Here is a 26,043-nt window from a genome sequence, read left to right as displayed (position 1 = left end):
ACTTAATGTTTATGATTGGAACAATTTTTCAATGTCAGCGACTTGGCGCTTGCCCTGACTATTTAGCGGCACTTCATCGACAACACGGTACTTACGTGGAATCGCGATTGGCTCTAGCCAGTTGCGTAACGCTTGACGAAGAGCAATCCAGAATTTGCCTTTTCCGAGTTGTGCTATCTCCTGTTCACCAGCCGGAGTTAAGACGATAACCGCGCACAGTGCGATGCGATTTCCTTCGCTTTGCGGTATAACCGCACTTTCCTCGATCCAGTCGAGCTGTTCAAGACGTTTCTCGACTTCGACCAGAGAAATCCTTTTTTCTTCTACTTTGACAATACGATCGGTACGCCCTTTCAGCTCAAAACAGACTGTATCATGGAAGTGGCATTCGTCGGCAGTTTGGTACCAGTTATCGCCGTCAATGTGGGGGGCTTTTAATCGCAGACAACGCTCACTGTTAAGTTGCGCTTCGACACTTGGAAACAGTCTCCATGGTGTGGTTGGCACAGCTTGTTTTCGGTGAGCGATTCCCCCAGTCTCTGTGCTGCCAAACACTTCGATTGGAAGTGAACCGAATAGTTCTTGGCTATGCAGGGCAGCACTGTGCGTCAGCGGTCCTCCAGAAGAGAAGATGGCGCGCAGCGGAGCGCTATCGTGTTCTTCACTCAGGCGCTTTAATAACGCAGGACTGCTGATAAGCACGGTGTCATGACTGGCGTGGTGAACGAGCTGTTCAGGAAACTCAAGGTTGTGCACCGCGAACGGACGCCCTGAACATAATGGCCATAACAGGCGAAATAGCAGGCCATAAATATGTTGGTGAGACACAGTGCTCTCAATGCGAGAACCCGTTAGCTGATTGCCCCATAGTGACTCGAGAATGGCGATCTCGTTATCTAGCTGGCGCAGGCTTTTAACTATCGCCTTTGCTTTGCCACTTGAACCCGAGGTAAATAAGGTCAAGGTCACTGAGTCGACATCAAGAGGTGATGATAAATATGGCGTTGGCTCCGACAACGGCTCTGTTGAACGGCTGAGTAACAACGAAGGAACAGACTCAACAACGGGAACCAACTCATCGTGGAGCAGTAGATCGAAGTGAGAGCTTAATTCACGTACCGCTTCAGGTTGATAATTGCCAGGTAACACCAAACGTTTGTTGGCGTAGCAGACGGCAAAAAAACCAACCGCAAACAGATAGCTGTTTGCGCAACACAACGCGATTTTCTCAGCGCTGTGTTGGTTCAAAAGAGTTTGAAAGCGCTCAATATCGGCTTGGAACTGCATCCAGCTAAAGGTGTTTTGTTCTGCAAATGCGACAGGATAAAGACTTGGGCGCTGGGCACACAGCAGATCAGTGAGCGAGCAAAAGTCAGCTTGGTCAAGGTACATGATGTCTATCGGTCCTTTCGGATAAACTGGCGAACAATCCACTCAACAGCAAACAAGGAACCCGCGAGTAAGTAACTGATCAGACCGTTATATAAGGTCCAAAGTTCCATGGAGTGAAAGCAGGTGTAAAGTGCGAATAGTCCATTTAAGATAAAGAAACCGCACCAAACCGCAGTCACTTTACGTGTGTATTGTACGCCACTCGGAGGTAACTCAGGTTCTTGCAGCCGTGCCAATCTTTCGATGATGGTTTGTGGCTGCTTAAAACTGCTGGCGAATACCACTAACATACACAGGTTGACCACCACAGGATAAAACGTCAGCCAACCATGCTGCTTAAACAACATGCCAATGGCTACCAACGAAATACCGGTTACCGCACTGACTTGAGCTACGTACTTGAGTTCTTTTAATTGGCTGCGTTGGACACTGAGCAGTCGAATTCCCAAGGCGGCGATAAGCAGTATCCCCACCAAGGAAAAGCCATATTTTTCAATGCCGAAGTAGACAGCGAATGGGTAGGCGAGCAGGACAACTGCAGACAGAATTGTCAGCAATTGACGCATTAGGCTTCCTTCAGAAGCTCTGTGACCGCATTGACCACGTCATCAACTGTACGCACGGTACTGAATTCCGCAGGTTTGATTTTCTTGCCAGTTACGTTTTGCAGATGAACCACGAGATCGACAGCATCGATGCTATCAAGGTCGAGATCTTGATACAGATGTGCTTCAGGAACGATATCTGATGCATCGATTTCAAAAAGCTCTTCAAGTGCGTCTTTAACTTGCTCAAATACTTGCTGTTTATTTACGTCAGTCATGAAATTACCTACTCATTACTCACTGATTTGCGAAGAGATATAGTTTGCCAGATTGCTTACAGATGCAAAATGTTCACGAGTATTGGAATCATCTGCGTCAATGACAATGTTGTACTTTTTCTTAATCGCTAGACCGAGTTCGAGGGCATCGATTGAGTCTAAGCCTAGACCATCGCCGAATAGTGGAGCGTCCGTTTCAATCTCTTCGACAGTTAGGTCTTCTAGATTAAGCGCATCAATTATAAGTTGTTTGATTTCGTTATGTAGTTTTTCCACGTGGACCTACTTGTGACTTGGGTTTTCTGGAAAGAGTGTCTCTGATAAATGCTGCTGCAAGCGTCTGGCAGCAAGTGTCGGAGACGTAGTTTGCTCTATAAAGGGCTTAACCTCAACTTTATCCTTAACCTCTACTAGGAAAAAAGGCTTAGTTGGGGGGACTTGATACCACTTTTTCTCTTTTGTGAGAAAGCTCGGAGAAACGGTGATGTGAATGATGCGCAAATCTCGACCTGTGCGGACGGCAATTTGCGCAGCACCACGTTGAAGTTTGGATTCAACGCCAGGTGTTGTTCGTGTGCCTTCAGGAAAAACTAATAAAACATTTCCCTGTTCAAAGCGTTGTTCGCATATTGCCAATAAATCGTCTGGCGTTTCATTTGGAATATAACCCGCCGCTTTGACAATATGCTTCATAAACGGGTTGGCCCATATCGCTGATTTGACGAGGCAATCGCAGCGTTCTAGCTGAGAGGCGATTAAAACGTAATCAATGAGACTTGGATGATTAGCAACAATTAAGCAATTTTTATCATTGTGCAAAATGTCAGCGCCTAGGATTTTATAATCAATGGCGCCGGTCAACTTCATCAGCTTGCAGAAAAAGTTAAATGATCGCTGTATCGTATTCTGAACTTTATATTCTCTGGCCCTTTTATCACGGTACAATATGCGAATAGTAGGAATAACAATAAAGCTGAGCGCTAATCCACCTAAGCCAAAAACTGAAAAACAGAATCCAGTTGCAAACACACGCCAATATTGACCTAACTTAATCATTTTCGTTGCCAATTCCAGATTTGATTGTTGGCACAAATAGCCCATTCATTTCGCTCAGAAACGAACTGACGAATAAACTCTAACCCTTGAGGTAGAGAATGGGGCTGGCCGCTATCGTTATTTTGTTTGGAGATTTGGTACTGCTTTCCAACCGACAACACCAAGCCCAGTCCGTAGCCTTGATACTGCTGATGTTCATATTGCTGATAGGCTTCTGGAACCGGTTCATCAAAATCGACAACCAGTACTTTATGATCTGGATGATCATTGAGATAAAGCCAAGCCTCAAGCAAGGCACTTTGAAACGTATTTTCAGCGGCTGCAATTGAGGTTAGAGGAATGGTTTTTTTGGTTGCGATGGTGGCAAGTCCGGCTGCGGTATTGTGCACAGATTGGGAAAAAGCCATTGGAGAGGCTTCTTCGCCACGTAAGATATCACCCACTAAAGCAATACTGCGGTGCAGTTCTCCGTGGCGGCTGGCAAAAACCAGATAATCAATCTCGTGTTCATTTAACAGTTCAATGCTCGTTTGAACCGCCAGTTTGCTTAAATGACTCATTCTACGGCGCATCATCGGCGGTATGGCTGAGCAAATCAGGGTACCGTCTTGCGGCCATTCCAAGTTATTTGCCCAGCTTTCCCAATTTTGAGACGTGGAAAGTCCGTTAGAATGCGCGAGCCATGCATCGATGTTAAATGAGATATTGATTTCTGAATTTGACATAAAAATTTGAATTGTTGTTTTTACAGCGAAATACTATTGCAGACTTACACTTAATTAAGGAAATAATAATATGTCATCATTTAAGTTACTCGGCTCACTTTTGTTAGCGTTATTACTTGTTGGTTGTGGGCGAGTTCAGCCTGTAATGAATGTTGAGGATACTCCAGTTGGATATAATCTTCAAAGCAAACAAGTTAAGATGGCGATAATGCAAGCTGCGACGAATCGCGGTTGGATTGTCGAAGAAGTGAGTCCAACAGAATTGAACGCAAAAATTCATGTTCGTGACCACTACGCTGAGATAAAAATCCCATTTAGCGACAAATTTTACTCAATAATTTATCTCAACTCAGAAAACCTAAAAGAGAAGGGTGGCAAAATTCACCGTAACTACAACCGTTGGATAAACAATCTAAACGTAGATATTAAACGTCAGTTAGCGTTAACGGCTTCTGGTCAGTAATTAATTAGCAACTAATAGTTAGGTTTTTCGTGGTAAACAAAATTAAAGATCCATTCAACGCACTAGAGGCGAAGACAGAAGCTCAAAAGCTTTCATTTGCACCGATTGTATTTCACACGGCGCGTACTTTGCGTGACTTAGGTATTTTAACTGTACTTGACGATGCAGGCAGTGAAGGCTTAGATGCTGCCGCGATTGCACAAAAAACCGACGTTTCAGAGTATGGCGTAAAAGTGCTACTCGATATGGCCATCAGTGCAAACATTGTTTTATGGCAAAAACCTAACTATTCATTAGCCAATCTAGGCTTTTTTATTCTCCACGATGGCATGACCAACGCCAACATGGATTTCACCGCAGACGTTTGTTATGCGGCGATGATGCACTTAACTGAATCGATAGTGGAAGGTAAGCCCGCAGGACTGAAAGAGTTGGGTGAATGGGAGACGATTTATCAAGGCCTCTCACAATTGCCAGAAAGAGCGAAGCAAAGCTGGTTTAAATTTGATCACTTTTACTCCGATCGTTCTTTCCCTGTTTTACTTCAAGAAGTCTTTAAATCACAGCCAAAGCAGATCGTTGATATCGGTGGTAACACGGGTAAATGGGCGATGCAGTGCTGTGGATATGACAGTGAGGTTCAGGTCACCATTGTCGACCTACCTCAGCAATTGGAAATGGCTATGGCCAATGCAGTGCAGCACGGTTTTGAACAGCGTGTTACGCCTTTCCCTGCCAATATGCTCGACAAACAGCAAACTCTGCCCCCTCAAGCAGATATCTGGTGGATGAGCCAGTTCCTAGACTGTTTCTCTCCGATGGAGATCTTGAGTATCTTGAAACGTGTGAAGCAACAACTTCGTCCTGGCGATGCCGTCTATATTCTAGAGCTGTTTTGGGATGCACAGAAATATGATGCAGCATCGTATAGTCTAAACGCGACCTCGCTATACTTCACCTGTTTAGCCAATGGCAATAGCCGCTTTTATCGTAGCGACGATTTTCTGGAGATTGTCGAAGAGGCGGGCTTAGCCGTGATTGAGAGAACGGATGATATCGGACTCGGTCACACCTTATTAAAGTTGACGTCAAAATAGTCACTTTATCTGAACATGAGCAATATAAAAAATAATGATGAATAAAGAATTTACTCAAGTTGTTGTTGTCGGTGCCGGGCCCTCTGGTTCTACCGTTTCTGCGCTGCTTAATGCGCAAAATATCAAAGTCATTGTAATTGAAAAGGCCGAGTTCCCTCGCTTTTCGATTGGAGAAAGTTTGTTGCCAGCGTGTATGGAAGTGGTTGAGCAGGCTGGAATGCTAGAGGCCGTAAACGCATACGGCTTCCAATATAAAGATGGCGCCGCATTTAGACGCAATGGTGTCTATACCCAGTTCAACTTTACTGAAAAGTTTAGCAGTGGCCCGGGAACCACATACCAAGTTCAGCGTGGTAACTTTGACAAGGTACTTGCCGACAGTGCTGCACAACAAGGTGTCGAAATTCGTTACAAACATGAGCTGACGGCACTCGAGTTCATTGACCAGCGCTCGCTGCTTACGGTCACGGATCATCAAGGTAATCCCTATCAGATAGAAGTCGACTATGTGCTCGATGCCAGTGGCTTTGGACGTGTTCTACCAAGAATGCTCGATCTTGAAGAGCCATCGTGTCTTCCACCACGTAAAGCGATTTTCACTCATATCGTTGACAACATTGACGTTGAAGATATGGAGTATGACCGCAATAAGATTCTGATCTCTGTCCATCCTGATAATCATGATGTTTGGTACTGGCTAATTCCTTTTTCCAATGGCGTGTGCTCATTTGGTATTGTTGGTGAGCCTGAGTTCTTCGACAAGTACCCACAAGACAAGATAGAGGCAATTGAACAGCTGGCTAGTGAGGAGCCGGGTTTGGCTCGCTTGTTGGCGAATGCTGAGTATCCTAACCCTGCTGGCGAACTCGGTGGTTATTCAGCCAACGTTAAACATCTTGCGACATCGCACTACGCTTTGCTTGGTAATGCGGGCGAATTTCTTGACCCAGTGTTCTCTTCTGGCGTGACCATTGCCATGAAATCGGCACACTTTGCGGCAGATTGTATTGTTCGTCAGCTCAGTGGACAGGCCGTGGATTGGCAAAAAGAGTATGCTGAGCCTTTGATGGTTGGCGTTAACACCTTCAGAACCTACGTAGAAGGTTGGTATAACGGCACACTACAAGATGTGATCTTCTATCAGCGCCCAAACCCGCGTATTAAAGAGATGATTAGCTCAATTTTGGCTGGATATGCTTGGGATACTGATAACCCATATGTCAAAAATAGCCAGCAACGATTAGCGACCTTGGCGGAATTGGTTAGAGAAGACAAAAACGTCTAGATTTTGATACGGCTCAAGGTTCGGATTGGCTAAATAGGCCATTTCTGCTCATACTTTCAGTGTGAAATAAAGGAGGTTGGGGATGAAAAACGAACTTGATCCGAGCAAAATTCTTATGGCATATGAAACCGTTATGGCGAATGGAACGCCAACTGAGCACGGTAAAATATATGAAGGGGTGGAGGCATTCTCCGACTATGATGGCTATAACGTCTATATGCGGGGGAATGGCGTCGAGTTAAAAGTTGGTTTTCACAACACCTACCACCTCGACTATGACCAAGAACATCTGCGTGACAGCTTTCTTAAGAAAGTGGCGATGCTCGCTAAATAGACAAAGCCCTGAACGTATTGCGCTCAGGGCTTTTAATTTGGTGCTTAATCTTCTTCTACTAAGCTTGCGTCTTCTGAGTAGTCATCAGCGCCTGCTTCAGGTTTATTGCGACCATTTAGAGTATGGAAACGCTTGCGGCCACGAGCTAACTGAACATATTTAAGCCATACACGCTCAAGTTTTGATTTCGCTTTGCCAGGATGGACTAATACTTTGACAAAATGTTTCTCTTCGGCGTTTTCAGGCGTTAAATCACCAGACTCTAAGCCAAGCATAGTGTCGCCATAAAGCGTTAGAATTTCTTCCTCAGCAAGCGTAAAATCGCCAGACTTAGCGAATCCTCGTGGGAACTTAGTATTGTCGTAAAAACGTTTTTTGCCATGACGAAATTCGGTGTCAGACATTTTGTTAGCCTCTAATTGATCCTAAATGGGTGACCTAGAGCGAAAGTTAGGCGTAAAATTAACAAAAGAAAAACAAAACCTTTTTATCATTACTATTGAATAGTTTTATTAAATTTAGATAACACTTTAGTGACCTGAAGATTATAAGAATTCATCGAACTTGCTAACATTGCAAGATTGTCGGTAGAGGAAAACCAATGGACGTAAAAGTCTTTAGAACGTTTTTAGAACTGGCTCAAGTCAGACATTTTGGCAAAGCGGCAGAGAATCTGTACATCACCCAAGCGGCTGTTAGTGCCCGCATTAAACAACTTGAAAGCTACTTTGACACCCAGCTATTTATTCGAGACCGAAACAACATCAAGTTGACCTCTTCTGGTGAACGACTCATCGGTTATGCCGAAGTCATGGTGAGTACCTTACAACAGGCTAAACTGGAACTTTCGTTGGAAAGTGGCAAAGCCCTGCAATTAACTTTAGGTGGTACTGCCAATGTGTGGGATGCCTATCTTCAGAACTGTCTCAGCCTAGTGACCGGTGAATTTGAAGGTTATGGCTTTATGGCTGAGATCTTGGGTCGCGAAGCATTAACTCGTCAATTGCAAGAACGCACCCTCGATATGGCTTTCGCCTTTGATCAAATTAAAGCAGATGAACTTCACTGTAAAAAAGTCGCCGATGTCGTGCTTGTGCTGGTCTCGACTAAGCAAGATGCGTTAGATACGGTATTTGAAGATAAGTATGTCTATGTTGATTGGGGGACGAAGTTTGCCTCTGAGCACGCGGAGCGTCACGCTAGAATCGCAGCGCCTTACTTACGTACATCTACAGCCAGAATTGCTTTGGAATTCATCCTTGAAAAAGGTGGAAGTGCTTACTTACCAATTTCTCTCGTCGAGCCCTTCCTAGCGAGTGGACAGCTGTTCAAAGTTCAGGGAGTTGAGGATTGGTATCGTCCTATCTACCTCAGCTATCGTAAAGCGAGCAGTTCGGTAGATGCGATTAAGCAAGTGGAAGAGTTGGTGAAAACGATTGACCCAGTCACTGCATATAGCTTGCAGCAGATGGCAGATTTTTCCGTCGCTGAATAACTCGCTTTAAATCAAAGCCTCGCTAATGCGAGGCTTTATTGTATCTATGTTGGACAAGATAGCTGTTAACGCTACCTTGCGACTACTGCTTTTAAAGGCTCATTAAGCTCTCAATTGACTCCTCAATCGTTAATTCATGATAGCGACGTATCGACTGACCATCGAAGGCATCAATTAAAATTTTGTCGATATTGATGGGGCCGTGTTGGTCAATAATGCCTAAGATTTGTTCAACATTATCGCATGTCATAGTGAGATCGCTTTTAAGCACAACAGTGCAAGAGTGTAGATGCATAGCCAACTTCCTTATTATTTTTTAAGGTTTCATCTATAACTTTAGATGAGGAAAATGGCTTCGCAATCTCATTGAGTGCCGAAAATGGCTAGTATTTATTGTTATCCGATTTAGAATTTAAATAACAGTTTGAAGCGTATCGGAAAAATGATGGCTCAGGGAATGACATTTTTGACAAAAAAAGATTGCCATAACGCGAGAATGGCAAGAGACAGCCGTTTTGATGGGTGTTTTTACGTGGCAGTGAAAACCACAGGAATCTTTTGTCGACCGATTTGCCCAGCAAATCTACCCAAGGAAGAAAACGTCGAGTACTTTTTTGATAAGGCCCTCGCATTGCAAGCGGGTTATCGACCTTGTTTACGCTGCCGCCCAGATAGTGCGCCAAGTTCTTGGGCATGGAAAGGCGTCGAGGCGACATTTCAGCGTGCGGTTAAGTTAATTGAACAAGGCGCTTTGCAACACGCTTCTTTAGTCGAACTCTCTGAGCGACTCGGGATCTCAGACCGCTATCTACGTAAGTTGTTCAGCCACTATATTGGTATGTCCCCCAAGCAATACGCGCTGTGTTATCAATTGATGTTCGCGAAGCAGTTGCTGCATACCAGCCGTCTCTCCGTGACAGAGGTTGCTTTGGCGAGTGGATTCAATAGTCTTCGTCGTTTTAATGATGCGTTCAAGCAGCAGCTGAAATTGACACCGTCCCAGATAAAGAAGGATTTGGTGGCTTGTGCAGAGACGAATCATATCGATCTTGCTTACCGAGGCCCCTTTGATTGGCAGCACATGCTCGATTTCTATCGTTTGAGAGCGATCGATGGATTGGAACGGGTGGGGGCAGACGACTATCAACGTTGCTTCGAGTTGGAAGGGCAAGCCGGTTGGTTTTCTGTATCAAACCCCAAAACGGGCATTGTAAGATTGCAGTTTAAACTCGATGATATTTCGTGCCTGAGGTCGTTGGTTAATCAGGTTCGGCGTATGTTCGATCTCGACAGTGACTTGTTACTGATCGAGAAACATTTACATGACATCGAGCCAAAGCTAATCAAGCAATCGGGTATTCGTATCCCTGGGGTTTGGAGTCCTTGGGAAGCGGGGGTCAGGGCGATTCTTGGTCAACAGGTCTCTATCAAAGCCGCCATTGGGCAATTGAACTTGCTGGCAGCCACTTTGCAGCCAGATGGCGTCACGCATTTCCCCACTCCGAGTGAAGTGAACGGTGCAGATTTATCATTCTTGCGGATGCCTCAAAGCCGCAAGGATACGCTAGCAAGATTTGCTGCCTACATGACCTGTCACCCTGATGCGCCACCAGAGTCCTGGCTTGAATTAAAGGGAATCGGACCATGGACGATGAACTATGCGCGTTTACGAGGCGCCTCAGAACCTAACTGTTTTTTGGAGAGTGACCTAGTGGTGAAAAAAGCACTCAAGGCTTTCCCCAACCTCACTACGAATACAGTTTCTCCTTGGGGAAGCTACGCAACCTTTCATTGTTGGAGTCACGCATGACAAACTACTACACCACATTTCAATCACCATTAGGTGTCATGACGCTGCAAGCGAACCAAGAGGGGCTAGTCGGTGCTTGGTTTGAAACTCAAACGACTCAGCCAGACAGTTTGGGGATCTACACGGAAGACAACCCCATTCTTTGCCAAGCGGTTGTCCAATTGACTGAGTATTTCTCTGGCTCTCGCACCAATTTTGATCTTCCTGTTGCAGCCAAAGGCACCGTATTTCAGACTCAAGTTTGGAAGGCGCTAGCCACTATTCCATATGGAGAAACCTGGAGCTATCAGGATCTTGCTAATGCGATTGGTAACCCCAAGGCTGTTAGAGCCGTAGGGTTAGCGAATGGTAAAAATCCTGTTTCTGTGATTGTACCGTGTCACAGGGTGATTGGAAAAAGTGGTAAGCTAACAGGGTACGCAGGAGGCGTAGAACGCAAAGCGCAGCTTTTGCAGTTAGAGCAATCGGAGTGATGGAATGGTAACACGGATAAAAAGCACTGCGTTGTTGGTGTGTGGTTTATTGCCAGTCGCCCTAATGGGGTGTTCAGAAGAGAAGACAGAACGTATTCTCAACAAGCAAACGTATTCGTTTGAAGGGGTCTTCGAAAACCAGTACAACAGTGATCTGCTGGAATTTAAAGACGCTCAAGTGACTTTTATCAAGGAGAACCATCTGGATGTGATAAAAACGTTTGAAGTGAAAGATAACTATCTGACCATCCAGATGCGCAATAGCTCGAAGGAGAAGCGTGAAGACATCGTAATGCGAATTCACGGCGATAACGAGTTACTGACGTGCAACGTGTGTGCGAAATACCAGTTGGCCAGTACGTGGCAAAAGAGAGATTTCTCTCCTTTGCCCGCTGAAGTGATTAAGTAAAGAGAGCACCATTTAGCAATAGATGGGCAGCAATACTAGCCACGTAGCCCATCGCGATGACTGGCAGCCATTTCAAGTGACCAAAGAAGGTGTATTTTCCATGCGCCGCTCCCATCAATGCTACACCTGCTGCTGAGCCTATCGACAATAAGCTTCCTCCCACACCAGCAGTAAGAGTGACCAATAACCAGTTGCCCATACTCATGACTGGCTCCATGGTCAATACCGCAAACATCACTGGGATATTATCGACAATGGCAGAAAGTATTCCGACCATCACGTTCGCTAGCACCGGATCCCATTGGGTATACATGACTTCAGAGATCATACCTAAATAGCCTAGAAGGTTCAGGCCGCCAACGCACATCACGACGCCATAGAAAAATAACAACGTGTCCCATTCTGCATGAGAGACGCGTCGGAACACGTCAAAAGGCACCACTGAGCCTAAACGTTTTAACGCATGATCATCTCGATTTTCTATTGCCCGCGCTGCTTTTTTATGTAGAGAAGCTTTAAGGGTTTTGCGCAAGAAGAATCCGAAAAATTGCAGATAGGCGAGCCCCATCATCATACCGACCACGGGCGGAAAGTGCAGGACAGCATGAAAAGCAACCGCTGTTGCTATGGTAAGAACAAACAAAAAGACGATGCGCCTAGCTCCTCGTTTTAGCTCGACATGTTGGTGGACGACATCTGGGCGAGTCTTAGGAATGAAGAACGACATAATAAACGCTGGCACAAGGTAGTTGATGACGGAGGGTACAAACAAGGGCATGAACTCTCCAAACGAGACGTGCCCTGCCTGCCAAACCATTAGAGTGGTGATATCACCAAATGGACTGAAGGCACCTCCGGCATTGGCCGCGATAACGATGTTGATACAGGCTAGATTAATGAATTTGGTATTATCGCCTGCAACTTTCATCACGACTGCGCACATTAGCAGTGCGGTGGTCAGGTTATCGGCGATTGGTGAAATAAAGAAGGCGAGAATACCGGTTAGCCAAAAGAGTGATTTAAAGTTAAATCCTTTGCCGACCATCCAAGCCTGAAGTGCATCGAACAGCCGCCTCTCTTCCATTGCGCTGATGTAGGTCATCGCAACTAACAAAAACAGCAATAACTCCGCATACTCAAGCAGGTTATGTTCCAACGCAGCCTTAGCAACTTCAACCTGATCGTATTGGGAATAGACGTAACCAATCATTGCCCAGATTAAGCCTGCGGCAAGTAATACAGGTTTTGATTTCCTTAGCTGCAGGTACTCCTCTAGCATCACCAAGGTATAGGCGATAGCGAAGATGATGAGCGATGCATAACCAATGGTGGATTGGGTTAATGGTAAAACTTGTGTGTTCGAGGAAGCAGCAAATGTTGAAAAAGGTAGCAAAAAGAGGGTGACAAAAAGGGACCACTGCAATTTCATACTTTCACTCCTTGGAAAGCTGATTGTTGTTATCGTAAAACTATTCTAGAGAGGATTTAGCTGTGGTTATGTGAGATAAGTTGGATCCGATTGTATTCATTAAACATTTGTGATCTAAATGTTTGTTTTTTTGTGGCGATAACAAGTAGAGTCATTGCTTATAGAGGAAAAGATCCCCCCTGACATTAGAGTCAGGGGGGATCTTTTTGTCTGTAGTGTAACTTATATGGCGAAATATTAGTTAAAGAGGTTGGTAAAAGAAGTCATCGTCCTTACACTGACTTGTGAGTCGTCATAGTTATATAAACCGAGATTACCTGTGGTTTTATCGTGTCCAAGCTTTTGGTCAAAAAAGACATTGTTCAGGTTGTCACTGTTTTCTAACCACTCCCAGCGCTGGCTTAATTTCATCGCACAGGGCTGCAATCTACCCAGTGACTCTCCGTCGAGACATTTCTTGTTGGTTGTGCTCACGTAGCGACCAAACTGATCATAGATAAATGATTGTTGAGCACTATTAGAAAGACAATTGCGCGTGCTTAGCGTACCGTTGCTACTCGTTTGAATACATCGGTTATTAAAACTCGCAAGTTGTAGATTGACAGGTCGACCTCCCGTAAATACAGGGTGTGTCCAATCGACGGTGAAGCTGGTGTTAACACCAACTCTTCGGCGTGGAGTGTCTTCAAAACTATGGTAGGAAAAGTGATTACCAAAGAAGTAATAGTGGTAATAACGCCCGTGATAGAATGGACGCATGTTGACCGAAGACTCAATTGTAAAGCGTGTGGTTCCTGTCTCGTTTGCATTGGCTTTATAGATAACATCCATTTTTGGGACAAAACCTGAGTACGAAATCGGGCTTATACGGTTGAGATCAACAGGATATCTATCCCATACAAACACTGTATCGGTTCGTTTGTTCATCAAAGAGGCTGCGGTCCGAAATTGCTCTCGGTTCCACTTGAAAGTTATGTTTCTTGGCCCATTGGTGTTACGTTCAACACGATAATCGGACGTGTTAAAGGTTAGCCAACGGCTCTGATTATAACTCGCTTTAGCTTCTAGTTTTCTCTTAGCGTTTTCTAAGTTGCCGGATATCCCCAGTTCGAAACCAGATACTTCTCTTACTTCATATTGTGAGTTGATGTTGGATCTGGGGAATGTTTTTAATACCTGCGCTTTGCTATTCGAAGCATTAAATGTGAATCGATAATCTTCAGCGATAGCGTCGGTTACCCATTCTGTGTCGTAAGCATTTGACGTAGCTGACGTCCGATTATATGTCCTATGAGTATCGAGTTTATTGTTTAGGTTAATTCCAGCGCCGGACGATTCGTCATCTAAGCTAATACGAACGATTTTTGCGTCGGGAGTTGCTGAACCTGTTGTACCATATTGCAATGAACGTGCGAGACTAACTCGATAAATCAAAGATATATTAGGATAACTACAAAGGTACTTTTTAGAGTTGGGTGAACCAAAAAGTCGGGATTTTTGAAATCGACATTCATCGAATGTTATCCGTCGATTGACGTTTAAATAAAATGCTACGTGTGGAAGAGCCGCAGTGTTTTCCGACCGAGCGAATGAAGACGTATCGGTCTCAGTACTCAGTTCCAAATTACTCACGTTAGGATCATCTTCACTATCGACAGGAGAGAACATTAACTTCCCTTTGTATCTACTGACTATGAGAAAGTCACTGTCAAAAGTTAAGCCAATTTGTTGCCTCAACATTGATTTCGCTTGTTGTTTTTGCTCCTCGTCTTCAATCATGCTGAAATCGACAAGATAGCGATGATTTTGATTTAAAATGTCATCATTAACTGTCTTCATGGATGGGATATTGTTCTCATTGGTGAGCCAATAATCCGCATTAAAATATCTCACTTGGCTGCTATCTTGAAGGCTACTAAGCATCTGGACAGCTCTGCCTTGCGGTTCGTTAATGTTCGCTTGCGCAGTGTTAATAAAAGCTAAGCTTGCAAGGATAGCTATAGCATTGAGTGTTTTATTTCTCGGCATCACAAAAACACCTCTATGTAATCATTGTGCTAATTAATTCTGTTTTTTCCTACAATTGTGTTTTCTATCTCAATTAATAAAATAAATGATAGTGCCCAGTGATAAGGAAAATAAACAGAAGGCTATTAAGTCGTTATTAGATAACCACGTAGGCAGTATTGATACATGGCTAGCTAATATTGATAACCTAATTGTTAATTATGTTGGCTCAGTATCTAAGTTAAATATTTGTTAAATTTCAGTCGTTTCATTGCTTATCCCTTCTTGGGATGATGAATGTATACAGTTAAATGTGGTGATATTTGAACGAGTGTTGTAAAAAAACCTTCATTTAATTTAAATAAAGACAATTACTAAGTTAGTGAAGTATAAATTAGTTAAACCTCTATTTTTATGGGTCGGTTCCATTATTATTGTCAGGATATTCCTTGTGTAAGAAATATTTACCCGCTAATGAAGTAGGATTTGAGTTTATTACGTAGCCATTGGTTGGCTGGATTGAATTTCATTCGATTGTGGGCCATTAAGCGATATTTGACAGGGATACTGGTGAAAGGTGCATCCATAACTTGTAAATCGAGTCTATCTGCAAACTGGTTGGCAAGGCTTTTAACCACAGCGGCGAGGCAGTCACTGTTGGAAATCATGGTCATCTGCGACACTAGCGAGTCGCACTCCGCAGCAACTCGTCTCTCACCAATTGACTCTTCGGTGAAATAGTCGGCGAGGTAAGCCTGTTCCCTTCTCATCTTTAGTGTAACGTGCTTCTCTTCGTAAAATTGTCGGAGATCGACTGACTTATTAATCCTTGGATGTCCCCGGCGGGCAATGATGCAGATTTGATCGTCAAACAAGAACTCAGAAAAGAATGAAGGGGCAGAGTAGTTGGCAAAATCAATCGCGAGATCGGCTTGTTGTCGATTGAGGTTGTTGATCAGTTTCTCTTCACTCGACAAGGTTGGATGTAGTTCGATTTCAACGTTCCCCAGTTCCTTATCCGCATCGATTTTCGGCAGTAAGGTAAGCATGATGGGCTCTGTTGTGTAGACCACAAAACGACGTGAATGCTCGGTAGAAAATGCTTCAATACCTTGTATCGCGTTATGAATCTGACTCAGCGCAGGTTCAATTTGGCGCACTAACTCTTGTGCCTGATGGGTAGGCGCAATTCCGCGACCAGCTCGAACAAACAGTTGAACGCCGAGTTGTTTCTGCAAACGTTTCAAGACACCACTAACACCTGGCTGGGTTAATCCCAATACCTCAGCGGCAAGAGTAATCGAACGCTGTTGATAAACGGTAATGAATATTTTCAGCAAATTGAGGTCAATGTTGTCATTGCTCATTCTGGTTCCTTCAATACATAACAAAATGCGATGTTTCAAATAAAGTTACATGCATGTATTTAGATGTGTCAATTGAATAAAGTACATTTGTACCCAATAACGAGACACTATGAGGCTCCCTATGACTCGACGTTTTTTACCCTCAGCGATTTCATTGGCACTTATCGTTTCACACTCTGCTCTGGCTGACTATGCCAGTTTAGAAACGTACCAAGGCAACCCTGCGACTGAGCATACTAAGAGTGCAAACCAAGAACTTGCTAAACAACTGCCTTGGCAAGATGTATCAGCATTTGAGCGCACCAAGAAAGGTCTTATTGCGGAATTTGGTAGTCATCAGGCTGGCGAGTTAAAAAAGCGCTTTGATTACATGGCGGAGATGAATCTTGAACAACTGCCAGCAACGGTAAACCCGTCTATTTGGCGTCAGGGGATGCTCAACTATGCGGCTGGTGGTCTGTATCAAGTGACGGATGGTGTCTACCAAGTCCGAGGCGCGGATCTGTCCAACATGACTATCTACCGCACTGATAATGGCTATGTTATTCATGATCCTTTGTTATCCAAGCAAGCCGCCGCTGCCTCATGGGAATTTGCCAAAATGCATCTGCCAAAGGTCAATGGTGAACACAAGATTACCGGTATGATCTATTCGCATATGCACGCTGACCATTTTGGCGGCTCTCGAGGCATCATAGAGTCTGGTGATTTCATTGAAGGTGCGCCGATCTATGCACCAAACGACTTTATTAAAGAGCTGGCAGATGAAAATGTGATAGCGGGTACCGCGATGAGTCGCCGTGCTAACTACCAATACGGTACCACTTTAGATAACAACCCTCAGGGTATTGTTGATAATGCTCTTGGCTTGGGCACTTCGCGCGGAGAAGTGACTTTGGTTGCACCAACCCAAGAAATCTCAGAACGTGAGAAAGTCATTACTATTGATGGCCTTGAACTTCACGCGATCAATATGCCCGGTGCGGAAGCACCAGCTGAAATTGTGCTTTACGTTCCCAAATATCGTTCCCTAAACACAGCAGAACTCACTTATGACGGTATGCACAATATCTACACATTCCGAGGGGCTAAAGTTCGTGATGCCTTAGTATGGACTAAATATCTTACTGAGCTAAAACTGCGTTATGTTGATAGCGGATTGGTCGATAATATTCATGCGGCACACTCAGCGCCAGTGTGGAATGAAGCGAATACGGAGAACAATGAGATCTCGGACTACATGACGCTTCAGCGTGACAATTATGGCTTTATCCATAATCAGGCGATGCGTTTGGCAAACCATGGTGTGAAGATTCATGACGTAGGGCGTGAAATAGAAAAGATCATTCCAGAGTCCCAGTTACAAACTTGGCACACCAATGGTTACCACGGTTCATACAGTCACAACGCTCGTGCTGTGGTGAATTTGTATCTTGGCTATCACGACATGAACCCAGTGAACACCAATCCGTTGCAAACTAAGGACAAGTCTTGTGTTTATGTAGCCGCCGCAGGCGCTGACACGTTGTACAAAGCAGGTCAGGCACACTACAGCAAAGGTGAATACCAGCAAGCGTCACAATTGTTTAATGACTTGGTGCAGTGTCAGCCGGATAACATTAATTACCGTTTTGCGCTTGCAGATAGCTTTGAACAACAAGGCTATCAATCAGAGACAATGGCATGGCGCAACTCGTATCTGCAAGGTGCTGTAGAGTTAAGAACCGGTAAAGTACAACCTTCGATTAAACTGGCCTCAGCAGATGTGATTGCCAATACACCAACCGGTATGTTCCTCGACTTTTTAGCGGTGCGACTGAATGCAGAAAAAGCAGAGCAGGCAGGGTTGGACTTTAGCTTTGGTATCCACCATCCAGACATCAATGAGCGTTATTTTGGCGAAGTATCGAACTCAAATATGGCGAACATCGCCGTTGAGACGATGCCAAACACGGATGTAGAGTTAGTGATCAATAAGACTGACATGACAGAAATGGTGTTGGGGAAAGCATCTCTCGATCAATTGTTGAAGTCTGGCAAAGTGAAAATCAATGGTAATGCGGACCTGATTAATCAACTGACGGCTTCCTTAGATGACTTTGACGGCATGTTTGAAATTCTGCCAATGCCAACCAAGTAATGTAGGTCGATAAATAAAAAACGCCTCGATAGTGATATCGAGGCGTTTTAGTTTGTCTGACGCGGGTTAGCGATTAAGCTTCAGAGCGTTTTAAGTGAACTTCTTCTTCAGCCGCACCTGCCATTGGGTCGTTGAAGCGAGATTCGTCCAGTGCACCTTCAGACTTAGCAACAATAATAGTCACGGCACTGTCACCAGTGATGTTAACAGCAGTACGAATCATATCGAGTAGACGGTCAACACCCATGATCAGTGCGATACCTTCCAGCGGTAGACCTACTTGGTTTAGTACCATTGCTAGCATAACTAGACCAACGCCTGGAACACCTGCCGTGCCGATAGAGGCTAGGGTTGCTGTGAGGATCACCATCAGGTAATCACCCATCGTCAGGTCAATGTTGAACGCCTGTGCGATAAATGCAGTCGCAACACCTTGCATGATTGCAGTACCGTCCATGTTCACCGTTGCACCTAATGGTACGGTAAACGATGACACACGGTTCTCAACACCCATGCGGTTCTTAGCCGTTTCCATTGTCACTGGAATCGTTGCATTTGAAGACGCCGTCGAGAAAGCGAACATAATTGCGTCTTCCATCTTCTTAAGGAAGGTGATTGGGCTAAGACCAGTAAAGCCTTTCAGCATCAGGCTGTAAGTCACCAAACCATGCAAAAGTAGCGTGCCAGCCAGTACGAGGAAGTACTCTGCAAGGTTAACAATTGCACTTAAGCCCAGACCTGTAAACAGCTTCGCCATCAGGAAGAATACACCGTATGGTGCCAGATTCATCAGAATCGCAACCAGCTTCATGATCACGTCATTCAAATCAGAGAAAAATGAAGCGATGCGTTCACCTGGTTTACCTGCTGCACTGATCGCAATACCGAATAGCACGGCAAACACGATGACCTGAAGTGTTTTACCTTCAGCCATTGCGCTAATTGGGTTAGTCGGGAACATATCAATGATCACCTGACCAAGCGACGGAGCTTCAGCAGATTTGAATGAGCTTGCCGCTGTTAGGTCAGCGCCTGCACCCGGTTGGAATAGGTTACCCATAGTCAGTGCTAATGTGATAGCAACTGCCGTGGTTGCGATATAGAAAGCAAGGGTTTTGCCTCCCATACGACCCAAAGTAGAAAGGTCTTTTAATGAGCTAGTACCGCAAACCAGTGAAACAAACACCAGTGGTACAACAAGCATTTTTAAGCTGGCGACAAAGATCTGTCCACCGACTTCAAATAATCCATTAACAATATATGCATCGACAAATCCGTTGTCAGCAAATAGGCTGCGAATCGCAAATCCTGTCAAGATACCCGCTACCATACCGAGAATAACACGGCTGGTTAACGACATTGGCTTCTTGGTATTCATAGAGAACACTCCTTATAGTTATGCACCCTGAGTTCATTTCAAGGCGAGCAGGAGGTTAGCAGGCGAATGAAAAAATAAGAAAGCAAAATAGTGGAGGGGATGTGTAGATGTGACCGCTGTCACTGCTTTTTTGTGGTGTTTAACGGTGTGTTAACTAAATTGTGCAAAGTTATTATCTATAAAATCGCAAAATTAACACTGAAAATCCTAGCTGTTAAAATAGAATCCTTTCTCATTACGTGAGAATCCAAATGCATATAGTCATAGGGTTGGTCGAAAAGTGCATATATAGTCAGGAGTTATTCAGTTAGAGTCGTAATTTTCGATACGTCGCTTCTCGTACTGATAGGGACATTCTGTGCCTCTATTGCTTATGTCGGTGTATGGTGTTTGGCTGTACATTGCATTATGTTAGATCGCATTACTACTACTCACGATCTAGGTTCTATGAATACTGCTTTGCTGGGAATGTTTATTCCGACTTTTTTCTTTGTCTCCATTACTCCGGGGATGTGCATGACGCTTGCTCTAACATTAGGTATGAGTATCGGTTACCGACGAGCCTTGTGGATGATGGCGGGTGAACTGGTGGGCGTTGGATTAGTGGCGATAGCGGCGGTGGTCGGTATTGCTGCGGTTATGCTCAACTATCCTTGGTTGTTCGTTGCACTGAAATTTATTGGTGGTGGTTATCTACTTTATCTTGGCATCCAGATGTGGCGTTCAAGAGGCAAACTCGCGATCAATCTGGAACAGCAGGCTGCGGTACCACAAAGTGATTGGGACTTGGTGATTCAAGGATTTGTCACTGCTATTGCGAATCCCAAAGGTTGGGCTTTTATGATCTCTCTTCTACCACCATTTATCGATCAAAAAGCCGATCTCATGCCACAACTTGTGGTACTCGTCTCGATTATCTTAGTGTTTGAATTTATCTGCATGACGCTATATGCCACGGGTGGAAAAGGATTGAAACGCTTACTGGGTCACTCTCAAAATGTCCGTTTAATGAACAGAATTGCCGGAACATTGATGATGGGAGTTGGCGTGTGGTTGTTTGTCAGTTAACGATGCGTCTTTCCCACTTAGGTGAATGCGAGTGAACCGATTACCAGCCCCTGAGTAGCTCCCTCTCTCAGGGGCTTTTTACTTTGAGCGTATTGGCGTGTTTGTGGGTCAACTCGCGCGAAACGCAATGGGGTTGTTTGCCTGTCGGGCTTTCTAGTCAAAAAGATTTGCAGGGAGTAAGGTTAGTTTCGATACTGGAACTGCTGTACGCTTTAAATAACGCTATTATGCTTCAACAAATTGCGGTCTAATGATTGCGTTAATTAGAGAAGATTAAGGAATCGAGTTTGATGAAGATTTGGGTAGATGCAGATGCGTGTCCGGTCGTGGTTCGTGATGTTTTATTTCGAGCCTCTCAGAGGACTGGTGTCGAGGTGACTTTAGTTGCTAACCAATTTATCCGCACCCCAGCGTCGCCGAAAGTGACTATGTTGCAAGTACAACCTGGTTTTGATGTCGCAGACAACGAAATTGTTAAGCGCTGCCAAGTCGGTGACTTAGTGATCACCAGCGATATTCCTCTTGCAGACGAGATTATTACCAAAGGTGGTCATGCATTGAGTTCTCGCGGTGAAATGTTTACCAAAGAGAACATAAAGTCACGCCTTAATATTCGTGACTTTATGGAAACCATGCGTAGCAGTGGTATTCAGACGGGAGGCCCTGCGCCGCTTAGTCAGGCTGATCGCCAGCAGTTCGCTAACCATTTGGACAAGTGGTTAGTGCAATGGCAACGTTCGCAAAAGTAAGGCGCTGAGATGGCACTGGTTAATCAACTCTCTCTGTTTATTGATGTCGTGCAGCAGGGCTCGTTTGCTAAGGCTGCGGCGTTGAATGATATGGATAACTCATCACTATCCAAACAAATCAAGAAACTAGAGATAGAACTGGGTGTGCAGTTGCTCAACCGTTCGACACGCTCTTTCTCACTGACTCCTGCGGGTGAAGAGATCTTAGAGCAAGCACGGAATTTGGTTGGCACGTTGCATCACGTACAGTCGATAGCGGATTCTTACCATGCACAACCAAAGGGGCGCATTCGCGTAACGGCTCCTCTCCATATTGGACAGAATCATCTTCAACCTGTGATTACCCAGTTTCTTAAAAATTATCCTGATGTCGAGATTGAGCTGCTGCTTGATGATAAGCGTTCCGACATTATTTCTGACCACTTTGATGTCGCATTTCGTTTAGGAAGATTGGATGACTCGAGCCTGATTGCGAGGAAAATTGCTGATATCAGAGCGGTTATCTTAGCATCAGATACGTTTATTGAACGTTATGGGCAGCCGAAAACTCCGGATGAATTGGTTAAGCTACCTTCTGTTGTTTACAGTAATCGTTCATTGATCGTTGATACGATGAGACTCAGTGAACAGCCGGGTGGGGAAACATTTCTCAACTACAAGATGAAGGGAAACTGTAAGGTAAATGACGTGGCAACTCTCATAGCGGCGGTACAGGATGGATTAGGGTATGCGACCATATCGTCTTCCAACCTCAATCGGTCGATTGTCGAGATGAAGCTACGCCCTCTCCTCACACAGTATACGCTGTGCAATGGAGATCTCGCTTTGTATGCCCTCTATCCTCACCGTAAACAAACGGCATTGGTCAAAGCATTTATCTCGGCAGTTGAAGCCCATATAGGAAAACCGCCAATATGGGAGCAGTATATTCCTAACTTTGCTCACTTTTATCAAAAGCAATGAGGTTAGTAGGGGGGGGCATTGAGCCAGACCATTTTTCCTGCTACTCAGTGCGGGAGATCGCATAAATCAATTCCATTAACTGCTATGGTTAAAAAATAACCAGTTGTTTTATTCTCGAAAAAGGAGGTGTTATCTATGCTCGGTGAAGATCACTCACTACTTAAGGAATTTCCACAACATAAGCAAACAATACAAGCATTAGCAAAAGAGAGTCTGGAGTTCGCAGAATTGATGAGAGAATACAATGCTCTCGACAAAGATATTCGAAAGCTGGAGATGCGTGACTCGCCCATTAGTGATGAAGAGATGCATCTCATGAAGCACAACCGAGCTGAGATGAAAGATCGCCTTCATCAATACCTAATAAATCAGTGACATAATGAATGCTTATAACAAAGGCCCTTATCGGGCCTTTGTGGTTATTGAATTCTGTTATGTTTCAATGGAGTCGCCTTGACGAATTATTCGTTGTGCATGCAATTCATCTATGTTTCGTATATTAAGTGAATATTATGGTTATCGTGAAAATATCGGTTGAGTCGCTCGTTTTAGCCATGCCTGTTCATCATCGGCGAGATCAACCGACAACTGCCGCCAGCACTGCTGGTGGTAGTGGTTTAGCCATTCGATTTCGCTGGCATCCAACATGGACTTGTTAATGGCGTTAGTTGCAATTGGCGCAAGCGTAATGGTTTCAAAGCCGTAGAAAGTGCCGAACTCGTTACTTTCTACTTCAACCACCTTCATGATGTTTTCAATCCTCACACCATGGATACCTTCACGATAGATTCCTGGTTCATTGGTGATCACCATACCGGGTTTAAGTACGACTTCCGCAGGATTTTGTGAGAAGTTTTGTGGACCTTCATGGACATTAAGGCACATGCCGACACCATGACCAGTGCCACATTTATAGTCGATACCATGCTGCCACAGCACACCGCGAGCCATAATATCGAGGTTGGAACCTGTTGAACCTCGCATAAAGCGAGTTTGGCTTAGTCGAATCACCGCTTTTAGCACCAAGGTGTAATCAAATTTCTCACGTTCGTTTGGCGTACCGAAGTGAAAGGTACGCGTAATATCTGTGGTTCCACCTAGGTACTGACCACCAGAATCCACCAATAAGAAGTGACGTTCATCAACGTTATAGCAACTTGTCTCATCGGCGGCATAGTGCATTTTCGCCCCATGCTCTGCAAATCCAGCGATGGTTCTGAAACTCTCACCTAAATAGCCATCAATTTGTTTGCGGTAGCCCATTAGTGCCTGCTCCGCGTTAAGTTCCGTCACTAAGCCGCTAGGTACTTGCTCATCAAGCCACTTCATAAACTTGACGACTGCAACTCCGTCTCGGCGCAATGTCTCTTCCATATTCGCCAGTTCAGTGGTGTTTTTTTGTGATTTCATGTCGGTGACAGGACAGGCGCGATTGATCAGATCAAGCTCTGGCTTGAGCTGGCTAATCAGTAAACTGTCGGTGTTTTTGGCTGTATAGATCAACTGAGTCCGGTTTGAGAGTAGATTTAATGCGGTAATAAGATGTTGATACTCATGAATATGAACCTGATGTTCGTTTAGTGTACCCACTACCTCTGGCGTCAGTTTGTCATTATCGATAAACAGACGGCAGTTCTGCTTATCAATCAACAGATACCCTTCTGAAATAGGACAATATGCGGTATCTGCGCCACGAACGTTAAGTGTCCACATGACATCATCAAGGGTAGAAATGAGCAATGCGTCGGCGTTTTCCTTGGTCAGGTATTGGCGAAGCTGAGCTATTTTCTCGCTTGCGGTTAACCCTGCGACACTGACCGGATGATTAAACAGACATGCCTTTGGTCGAGTGGGTCTATCTTCCCAGATGGGTGAGAGTAGATCGTTTTCGAGCACCACCTGGATTGCTTTGTCGGCGAACGCTTTCTTCAATTCGTCATAGAATTGTTTACTGATACTGCGGCCATCTACGCCAACAATGGCATTCTGTGGCAGAGTTTGCGCTAACCATTGGGGAATGGTTGGTGTTTCTGGCAGACGTGCTTTAAACAGTTCCAGTCCAGAGCCTTGCAGTTGCTCGGCACCTTGTATGTAGTAACGTCCATCAGTCCAAAGACCACCGCCATCTCGGGTAACGACAACATCACCAGCTGAACCAGTAAAACCGGAGATCCACTGCCTTGCCAACCAATAGTCAGCGGAGTATTCACTGGCATGTGGATCATTATTGGTCACAATATAGGCATCGTAATGATGCTCGACCATGCCTTGACGCAGGGCGGAGAGTCGCTGAGGAACAGAGTGTAAAGTCATAATTCAACTTCCTAATAGAGTATGGGTACAGAAAATATGGTGTTCAGGCTGACCGCTTCGTGTTGGCATTTGTTGCCCACAAAGGTCGGTTGCACTTGGACAACGGGTACGGAAAACGCAGCCACTCGGTGGATTGATAGGTGACGGTAGATCGCCTGGCAACAATTGGATATCACGATGACGCGCCAGTGTAGGGTTAGCGATTGGTACAGCGGATAAGAGCGCTTTAGTGTAAGGGTGCTGGGCATCGTCGAAGACTTTGTCATAACGTCCGACTTCCATCGGCTTGCCGAGATACATCACCATAACGCGGTCGCTGATATGGCGTACTACGCTGAGGTCATGGGCAATCATGACGAGAGTGAGCCCCATCTCTTGTTTAAGATCATCAAGCAGGTTGATTACCTGAGCTTGAATTGAGACGTCAAGTGCACTGACGGGTTCATCACACACCACCAGATCAGGTTTTAGGATCAGAGCACGTGCGATGCCGACGCGTTGACATTGTCCGCCCGAAAACTCATGTGGATAGCGGTTACGCTGGCTGGCAAGCAGACCCACTCTGTCCATCATTGCAATCACACGACTTTCAACCTCTTTGCGACTCAATTGTGGTTCGTGAGTCAATAGCGGTTCGGCAATACACTCGGATATTGTCAGGCGAGGATTGAGACAGGCGGAGGGATCTTGAAATACCATCTGGAATTCACGGCGTCGTTTAGAGAGCTGGTGTTTGCCAAAATGGCGCATATTTTCGCTTTTCCAATAAAGCTCGCCGCCTGTCGGCTCGATCAATCGTAACAGAGCACGTGCCAGTGTCGACTTTCCACACCCTGATTCGCCAACGATACCTAAGGTTTCTCCGCGGTAAACATCGAGATCGATGCCATCAACGGCTTTTACCACTTTACGCTTACTTGGCAAGATGTGTTTGTTGATCGCGAAGTGTACTTTCAGCTCTCGCGCTGAGAGCAGTATGTCAGGTTTGTTCATCATTCCTCCTAAGCTGAACGCGCGATCGATGTGATGCTGCTGGGTGCGTGAACATGGCATGCCAGACCTTGACTGCGGGTCAGTGAACGAAATGCTGGCACAGAAGCACTGCATTCTGGTCGGTAATCTGCACACCGCTCTTTAAATGGACATCCTTTTGCATTGAGCAGTGCGCTGGGTGGATTGCCAGGAATGGTGGCTTTGTTGCCTAAATCGATGGAACTAAATCTAGAAGCTACGATCTGATCGGCTACACCCATCAATCGTCGTAGCC

Annotated in this window: 27 protein-coding genes and 1 pseudogene; 13 read left to right on the top strand and 15 right to left on the bottom strand. The window is 45.0% G+C overall.

All coding sequences use genetic code 11. The features are described 5' to 3' along the window. Positions 1-9: 9 nt before the first annotated feature. The 6 genes from ACQEXT_RS18855 to ACQEXT_RS18830 are packed head-to-tail and all read right to left on the bottom strand — an operon-like array spanning position 10 to position 3,996. Entirely contained in the window at positions 10-1,392 is a 1,383-nt protein-coding gene (locus ACQEXT_RS18855; protein ID WP_426953183.1) for an AMP-binding protein, read from the bottom strand. A gap of 5 nt (positions 1,393-1,397) precedes the next feature. Continuing rightward, positions 1,398-1,958: a hypothetical protein gene (locus ACQEXT_RS18850; protein ID WP_331427400.1), complete on the bottom strand. Its 561-nt coding sequence runs from the start codon at positions 1,956-1,958 to the stop codon at positions 1,398-1,400. After that, complete coding sequence (locus ACQEXT_RS18845) at positions 1,958-2,215, bottom strand: acyl carrier protein (protein ID WP_269375223.1); 258 nt, start codon at positions 2,213-2,215, stop codon at positions 1,958-1,960. The genes ACQEXT_RS18850 and ACQEXT_RS18845 overlap by 1 nt, the downstream gene beginning before the upstream one ends. 15 nt (positions 2,216-2,230) lie before the next feature. Further along, positions 2,231-2,491: a phosphopantetheine-binding protein gene (locus ACQEXT_RS18840; protein WP_006879085.1), complete on the bottom strand. Its 261-nt coding sequence runs from the start codon at positions 2,489-2,491 to the stop codon at positions 2,231-2,233. Positions 2,492-2,497: 6 nt separating this feature from the next. Next, positions 2,498-3,271, bottom strand: a complete 774-nt coding sequence (locus ACQEXT_RS18835) for a lysophospholipid acyltransferase family protein (RefSeq protein ID WP_426953182.1) — start codon at positions 3,269-3,271, stop codon at positions 2,498-2,500. Further along, the gene (locus tag ACQEXT_RS18830; protein ID WP_426953181.1) at positions 3,268-3,996 is read right to left on the bottom strand and encodes a beta-ketoacyl synthase chain length factor; all 729 of its coding nucleotides are present in this window, start codon (positions 3,994-3,996) and stop codon (positions 3,268-3,270) included. Before ACQEXT_RS18830 ends, ACQEXT_RS18835 begins: the two co-directional genes overlap by 4 nt. 70 nt (positions 3,997-4,066) lie before the next feature. On the opposite strand from ACQEXT_RS18830, the gene ACQEXT_RS18825 reads away from it, so the two are divergent. The 4 genes from ACQEXT_RS18825 to ACQEXT_RS18810 all read left to right on the top strand — a co-directional run bounded on the left by ACQEXT_RS18825 (position 4,067) and on the right by ACQEXT_RS18810 (position 7,175). Next, positions 4,067-4,459 carry a hypothetical protein gene (locus tag ACQEXT_RS18825; protein ID WP_331427397.1) on the top strand — a complete coding sequence of 131 codons (393 nt, stop codon included), beginning with the start codon at positions 4,067-4,069 and terminating at the stop codon, positions 4,457-4,459. Between the two features lie 29 nt (positions 4,460-4,488). Then, entirely contained in the window at positions 4,489-5,556 is a 1,068-nt protein-coding gene (locus ACQEXT_RS18820) for a class I SAM-dependent methyltransferase (protein WP_331417233.1), read from the top strand. Between the two features lie 37 nt (positions 5,557-5,593). Beyond that, positions 5,594-6,841, top strand: a complete 1,248-nt coding sequence (locus tag ACQEXT_RS18815; protein WP_426953196.1) for an NAD(P)/FAD-dependent oxidoreductase — start codon at positions 5,594-5,596, stop codon at positions 6,839-6,841. An 82-nt stretch (positions 6,842-6,923) separates the two neighbouring features. Continuing rightward, a complete protein-coding gene (locus tag ACQEXT_RS18810) occupies positions 6,924-7,175 on the top strand; it encodes a DUF3081 domain-containing protein (protein ID WP_138971154.1) in 252 nt (83 codons plus the stop codon). 44 nt (positions 7,176-7,219) lie between these two features. On the opposite strand, the gene ACQEXT_RS18805 is transcribed toward ACQEXT_RS18810, so the two are convergent. Then, positions 7,220-7,579 carry a DUF413 domain-containing protein gene (locus tag ACQEXT_RS18805; protein WP_138971155.1) on the bottom strand — a complete coding sequence of 120 codons (360 nt, stop codon included), beginning with the start codon at positions 7,577-7,579 and terminating at the stop codon, positions 7,220-7,222. Between the two features lie 197 nt (positions 7,580-7,776). Here ACQEXT_RS18805 and ACQEXT_RS18800 point away from each other — a divergent pair, with 197 nt between their 5' ends. Continuing rightward, positions 7,777-8,670 carry a LysR family transcriptional regulator gene (locus ACQEXT_RS18800; protein WP_426953180.1) on the top strand — a complete coding sequence of 298 codons (894 nt, stop codon included), beginning with the start codon at positions 7,777-7,779 and terminating at the stop codon, positions 8,668-8,670. 91 nt (positions 8,671-8,761) lie between these two features. Here ACQEXT_RS18800 and ACQEXT_RS18795 read toward each other — a convergent pair whose 3' ends face one another. Continuing rightward, a complete protein-coding gene (locus ACQEXT_RS18795) occupies positions 8,762-8,965 on the bottom strand; it encodes a hypothetical protein (protein WP_138971157.1) in 204 nt (67 codons plus the stop codon). Positions 8,966-9,112: 147 nt separating this feature from the next. Here ACQEXT_RS18795 and ACQEXT_RS18790 point away from each other — a divergent pair, with 147 nt between their 5' ends. Genes ACQEXT_RS18790 through ACQEXT_RS18780 form a run of 3 tightly spaced genes read left to right on the top strand, consistent with a single transcriptional unit; the run spans position 9,113 to position 11,362 of the window. Beyond that, positions 9,113-10,480, top strand: coding sequence for a DNA-3-methyladenine glycosylase 2 family protein (locus ACQEXT_RS18790; RefSeq protein ID WP_426953195.1), 1,368 nt, complete (start codon positions 9,113-9,115; stop codon positions 10,478-10,480). Beyond that, positions 10,477-10,953 (top strand): methylated-DNA--[protein]-cysteine S-methyltransferase, encoded by a 477-nt coding sequence (locus ACQEXT_RS18785; RefSeq protein WP_426953179.1) that lies wholly within the window; start codon positions 10,477-10,479, stop codon positions 10,951-10,953. The genes ACQEXT_RS18790 and ACQEXT_RS18785 overlap by 4 nt, the downstream gene beginning before the upstream one ends. A gap of 4 nt (positions 10,954-10,957) precedes the next feature. Continuing rightward, on the top strand, positions 10,958-11,362 hold the full coding sequence (locus tag ACQEXT_RS18780; protein ID WP_138971159.1) for a hypothetical protein: 405 nt from the start codon (positions 10,958-10,960) through the stop codon (positions 11,360-11,362). On the opposite strand, the gene nhaD is transcribed toward ACQEXT_RS18780, so the two are convergent. From nhaD to ACQEXT_RS18765, 3 genes are all read right to left on the bottom strand, one after another. Next, positions 11,355-12,791, bottom strand: coding sequence for a sodium:proton antiporter NhaD (gene nhaD / locus ACQEXT_RS18775; protein ID WP_331427393.1), 1,437 nt, complete (start codon positions 12,789-12,791; stop codon positions 11,355-11,357). The genes ACQEXT_RS18780 and nhaD overlap by 8 nt on opposite strands. Positions 12,792-13,028: 237 nt before the next feature. After that, positions 13,029-14,819 carry a leukocidin family pore-forming toxin gene (locus ACQEXT_RS18770; RefSeq protein ID WP_426953178.1) on the bottom strand — a complete coding sequence of 597 codons (1,791 nt, stop codon included), beginning with the start codon at positions 14,817-14,819 and terminating at the stop codon, positions 13,029-13,031. A gap of 443 nt (positions 14,820-15,262) precedes the next feature. Next, positions 15,263-16,165 carry a LysR family transcriptional regulator gene (locus ACQEXT_RS18765; protein WP_138970841.1) on the bottom strand — a complete coding sequence of 301 codons (903 nt, stop codon included), beginning with the start codon at positions 16,163-16,165 and terminating at the stop codon, positions 15,263-15,265. Between the two features lie 121 nt (positions 16,166-16,286). On the opposite strand from ACQEXT_RS18765, the gene ACQEXT_RS18760 reads away from it, so the two are divergent. Further along, positions 16,287-18,305, top strand: coding sequence for an alkyl/aryl-sulfatase (locus tag ACQEXT_RS18760; RefSeq protein WP_426953177.1), 2,019 nt, complete (start codon positions 16,287-16,289; stop codon positions 18,303-18,305). A gap of 73 nt (positions 18,306-18,378) precedes the next feature. Here the strand turns inward: ACQEXT_RS18760 and ACQEXT_RS18755 are convergent, their stop codons facing one another. Then, complete coding sequence (locus ACQEXT_RS18755; RefSeq protein WP_426953176.1) at positions 18,379-19,683, bottom strand: dicarboxylate/amino acid:cation symporter; 1,305 nt, start codon at positions 19,681-19,683, stop codon at positions 18,379-18,381. 447 nt (positions 19,684-20,130) lie between these two features. On the opposite strand from ACQEXT_RS18755, the gene ACQEXT_RS18750 reads away from it, so the two are divergent. From ACQEXT_RS18750 to ACQEXT_RS18735, 4 genes are all read left to right on the top strand, one after another. Next, complete coding sequence (locus ACQEXT_RS18750; protein WP_138970842.1) at positions 20,131-20,751, top strand: LysE family translocator; 621 nt, start codon at positions 20,131-20,133, stop codon at positions 20,749-20,751. Positions 20,752-21,041: 290 nt separating this feature from the next. Further along, entirely contained in the window at positions 21,042-21,500 is a 459-nt protein-coding gene (locus ACQEXT_RS18745; RefSeq protein ID WP_331417223.1) for a YaiI/YqxD family protein, read from the top strand. A 9-nt stretch (positions 21,501-21,509) separates the two neighbouring features. Further along, positions 21,510-22,463 carry a LysR family transcriptional regulator gene (locus ACQEXT_RS18740; protein WP_426953175.1) on the top strand — a complete coding sequence of 318 codons (954 nt, stop codon included), beginning with the start codon at positions 21,510-21,512 and terminating at the stop codon, positions 22,461-22,463. A 135-nt stretch (positions 22,464-22,598) separates the two neighbouring features. Further along, the gene (locus tag ACQEXT_RS18735; protein ID WP_138970845.1) at positions 22,599-22,838 is read left to right on the top strand and encodes a YdcH family protein; all 240 of its coding nucleotides are present in this window, start codon (positions 22,599-22,601) and stop codon (positions 22,836-22,838) included. 141 nt (positions 22,839-22,979) lie between these two features. On the opposite strand, the gene ACQEXT_RS18730 is transcribed toward ACQEXT_RS18735, so the two are convergent. From ACQEXT_RS18730 to ACQEXT_RS18720, 3 genes and pseudogenes are all read right to left on the bottom strand, one after another. After that, entirely contained in the window at positions 22,980-24,776 is a 1,797-nt protein-coding gene (locus tag ACQEXT_RS18730; RefSeq protein ID WP_426953174.1) for an aminopeptidase P family protein, read from the bottom strand. Positions 24,777-24,779: 3 nt separating this feature from the next. Continuing rightward, positions 24,780-25,769: an ABC transporter ATP-binding protein gene (locus tag ACQEXT_RS18725; RefSeq protein ID WP_426953194.1), complete on the bottom strand. Its 990-nt coding sequence runs from the start codon at positions 25,767-25,769 to the stop codon at positions 24,780-24,782. A gap of 8 nt (positions 25,770-25,777) precedes the next feature. Next, positions 25,778-26,043: pseudogene (locus tag ACQEXT_RS18720) on the bottom strand (hypothetical protein); the annotation flags it as partial.

This window comes from Vibrio sp. TRT 29B02 (assembly GCF_050113655.1).
GTDB lineage: Bacteria > Pseudomonadota > Gammaproteobacteria > Enterobacterales > Vibrionaceae > Vibrio.
The sequence above is the reverse complement of the archived record's forward strand: the minus strand, read 5'-3'. Positions and strand labels throughout refer to the sequence as shown.